Source organism: Candidatus Sordicultor fermentans, assembly GCF_012728195.1.
GTDB classification, from domain to species: domain Bacteria; phylum Atribacterota; class Atribacteria; order Atribacterales; family Caldatribacteriaceae; genus Sordicultor; species Sordicultor fermentans.
In genome coordinates, this window is the sequence record NZ_JAAYFP010000218.1 from 1 (window position 1) to 3,981 (window position 3,981).

3 protein-coding genes are annotated in these 3,981 nt (G+C 45.9%); all 3 read right to left on the reverse strand.

Annotated elements, in window-relative coordinates; all coding sequences use genetic code 11:
- Positions 1-258: 258 nt before the first annotated feature.
- Entirely contained in the window at positions 259-1,533 is a 1,275-nt protein-coding gene (locus tag GXZ17_RS10610) for a lactate racemase domain-containing protein (protein ID WP_409377254.1), read from the reverse strand.
- Entirely contained in the window at positions 1,530-2,942 is a 1,413-nt protein-coding gene (gene gndA, locus GXZ17_RS10615) for an NADP-dependent phosphogluconate dehydrogenase (RefSeq protein ID WP_409377255.1), read from the reverse strand. Before gndA ends, GXZ17_RS10610 begins: the two co-directional genes overlap by 4 nt.
- An 823-nt stretch (positions 2,943-3,765) precedes the next feature.
- On the reverse strand, positions 3,766-3,981 hold a 216-nt coding region (locus GXZ17_RS10620), incomplete at its 5' end, for a hypothetical protein (protein WP_409377256.1).

The following is a 3,981-nucleotide window of genomic DNA, read 5'->3' on the forward strand; positions in this document are numbered from 1 at the left end:
CACGACGAAAAGAGAGGCCCTCGGAGTGAGGGGGACGGTTTAGAGAGCTTGCGGGGAGAGGGTTAGAGTGAATCAACTATAAGGGGGGCGGCGCCCCCCTTATAATCTCCGAAAGAGAAAAATTAAAAACTTAAGCAAAAAGAAGAAGTCTGCTGAGAGATGCTTTTCCCCTCAGCAGAGAATACCCCCTATGACCCTTCTATCATCGCAGAACCAAAGAGAAAGGAAAGCGCCCTGCTGTTGTTGGCGACAAACTGCTCACAGCTTATCTATATCGGGAACGGTGCCATCAGAGAGCTTATAGAGCATCTCTCCTGCTCGAGGTACTACTAAAATCCCTTCTTCCTCCCGACCGGCAAGGTCTTCCAAGCGGAGAGTGCGATAGTCGAGGTAGCCTAAATTTATCTCCTCACATACATCCTTGGGGATACCTGTAGCCAGTATTACCTCGATGCGGGGGTATTCCTGACCGTTGATGTATTTCCCAATCCCCTTAACGTGGGTGGAATGAGCCAAAACTGCCCCGGGATAGTGGCGATATTTTTCCCACTGAGCCAGAAAGAAATCCCGGGTATGGTAACCCACTTCCCGGAGATATTTCCCATGAGTTACGGAAATCTCCTTAATCTGGGGAGCGTATATTATGAGCTTCCCTCCATCAGCTACCACCGGCTCCAGCTTATACATACACTTTCCCCCTACCCACAGCTCCTGGTAAAGGGGAGGAGCAATAGAGATAACCGTAGAAAAAGGCCTATCTTTATATACTATATTTACTTGAGATGACAAATCAGCTGCTCGAGACCAGGCTTCTTGCGCATCACCTACAAATAATCCACAAACCTCTTCTCCCTTCATCACCAGGGAAACCAGGGTGATGGGATGGGGAATGAAGCGAGCAGCACGATTTAAAATTTCCCTCACTGGAGTGTCTTTGTGTCCGATAACTTTAGGATTGGTGATAAGAGCAGAAAACCAGTGAAACTTGTGGGTTATCTCTTCTCCGGCAATGCCCGGGAAAAGATATTTATACCCTCCGGAAAACCCCACCACTTCATGAGGGAAAACCGGGCCAACAATGATTAGCTCATCGTAGTTAAAAATGTTTTTATTAATTGTTACTGGCACAGCTTCTTTAATGAGGGAAGAAGAAATTTCTTCCATCTCTTGTGAGGAGAGAACTCCTATTTCCTGGAGGTTTTCCTTTTTATCCCAGCGATGATTGAAAACCTGTATCCCCCGTTCTTCGGCCTCCCGATAGGTAACTCCCAGGTGTCGCTTTAGCTCTTCATCGCTCATAGGAGGATGAGTCCCCAGAGCAATCATAAAATCGAGCTTTTTCACTTTTTCCGAAAGAGCTTTCTCTAAAACATTAAAGAGGATCTTCATGGGAACAGTGCGAGTAGAATCGGGGATAATCACTAAAACTTTCTTGTTCTCGAGAGGAAGAGAAGAGAGAACAGGAAGCAAGCTCTCCTCTATTTCTCTGGAAGAAAGAGCGCTATGGGCATCTCCTTTTTCTAATAAAATCATTCCTTTTCCTCCTTTTGCCAGATAGTATGAAAAACACCTTCCCGGTCTATTCTGCGGTAAGTGTGAGCACCAAAAAAGTCTCTCTGGGCTTGAGTGAGGTTGGCTGGCAACCACTCCCTTTTCCAGCTATCAAAATAGGAAAGAGAGGCAGAAAGAGCAGGGACAGGAATTCCCCCCCGGAGAGCAAGAGTGCAAGCTTGCCGCAAAGACGGTAAATAGTCCTTAACTTTTTCCAGAAACAAGGGAGAGGTAAAAAGCAAACCAGGTTCTTCTTTAAGCGCCTCTTGAATTCGGTTCAAAAGACGAGCCTGAAGGATGCACCCTCCTTTCCAGATACGGGCAACTTCCGATAGATTAAGATTATAAGAAAATTCCGAACTGGCTTCTTGCAGCATATGGAAACCTTCGCAAAAAGCTGCGAGCTCCGAGAGAAAAAGAGCTTTTTCCAGATGCAGAGAAAGGGCATCGCTTTTTTCTGCTTCTTCTCTGGGGAAAAGAGCGCTTATTCTTTTTCTCTCTTCTTTGAAGGAAGACAGGTTTCGAGCGATTACCGATTGGTTGATGGTTGGGGTGGGTATTCCTAAATCCAGGGCTACCTGAGAAGCCCATTTACCCGTTCCTTTCTGCTCTGCCTGGTCTAAAATTAAATCTACGAGAGGCTTGCCGGTATCGGGGTCTATATATTGCAAAACTTGAGCTGTTATTTCCACAAGATAGGAGTTCAAATCTTCACTTTTGTTCCATTCTTCAAAAATCTGGCCGATAGAGGGAGCAGGGAGCTTCTCTACCTCTCGCAGGAGATGATAGCATTCCGCAATGCTTTGCATAAAAGCATATTCAATGCCATTGTGCACCATTTTTACAAAGTGCCCTGCCGAGCCCGGGCCTAAATAAGTGCAGCAAGGGCCATCTTCCGCCTGGGCTGCCGCTTTTTCCAATATATCTTTAACCATAAGATACCCTTCCTGGTGTCCTCCGGGCATAATAGATGGTCCATGCAGGGCTCCATACTCTCCTCCGCTTATTCCCACCCCCAAATAGAGGAAGCCTTTATCTTCAGCCTCCTTTATGCGGCGGTCGGTATCCCGATAGTAAGAATTTCCTCCATCCATTATAAGGTCTCCTGAGGAAAGATGAGGAGCAAACAACTGAATGAAATCATCCACCGGTTGCCCGGCTTTCACCATGAGCATCACCCGGCGAGGAGGGGCAAGAAGAGAGAGAAATTCTTCCACCTCATAAGCAGGAAATATAGTCTCGTCTTTTACTCTTTCTTTCATAAAATCCTGGGTTCTGCTTGCAGTGCGGTTAAATACCGCCACGTTAAAACCCTTGCGAGCCATGTTTAAAGCCAAATTTTGCCCCATTACTGCCAAACCCACTATGCCTATATCACAAATTCCTCCCATAAACTATCTCCTTTTTTGCTTTTGTGTAATTATCATTTTAGCATGTAAAAGCTCGATGAGCCACCCCGGACAAAAAAGGAGCATCGCCTCTTCGCGAACCGTCTCCCTTGCAAAGAGTAAGCGACGTGGTAATCTCTTCTTTTGAGTCCACCCAGAACAGGAAAAAGAAAGATTGCCACGCGTTGACGCTACAAGCCTGTAATGACCGTTTAGGTGGATTTCCATAGACAGCCTGCAGCATGAGACCAAAAAAAACATAAACAGCAAAGACCACTAGTGGAAAACGCTCCACCAGTACAAAGGGGAAAGATTTCCCCCTCATGAACCTGACAATAGGGGGAAACCACCCACAACCCCCTTTAAAAAGCTAAAAGAAAAAATACAAAGAAACATAAAAAAACAAAGACTGCTGGGAAGAAAAGATTTCCCAGTATAAAGGAGAACATTTCCCCCTTATGAGCTCCTTTCTTTTTTGTTACCCCGGCGACTTCCGAGCCGTTTTTAGCCTGCCCCTGAATGGTTCTATCATCACCTTGCCCGTTGTTCCTGAATGGTTCTATTGCCTTTTTCGTCACCCCGGCAATTTTTAAGCCGGGGTCCAGAAGTATTTAAAACCTTTGGATTCCCGATAAAAGATTTCGGGAATGACGGAGGGAGGAGGTCGTCACCCCTGAGTATATTTATCAGGGGTCCACAGCATTTAAATACCAAAGAAAAAGCAAAAACTTCTGGATGCCTGATAAAAGATTTCAGGCATGACAAAAAGAGAAGCCCTCGACGGGAGAGGTTAGGGTGAATCGACTATAAAGGGGGCAGCGCCCCCTCATAAACCCCCTGAAAAACGAAAATACAAAAAGACAAAAGAAAAAGATAAAAAATAACATGGAGGGAAAGCACCTTGCTCGTCACCCCTGAATGGTTCTATTGCCTTTTTCGTCACCCCGGCGACTTCCGAGCCGTTTTTAGCCTGCCCCTGAATGCTTCTATCATCACCTTGCCCGTTGTTCCTGAATGGTTCTATTGCCTTTTTCGTCACCCC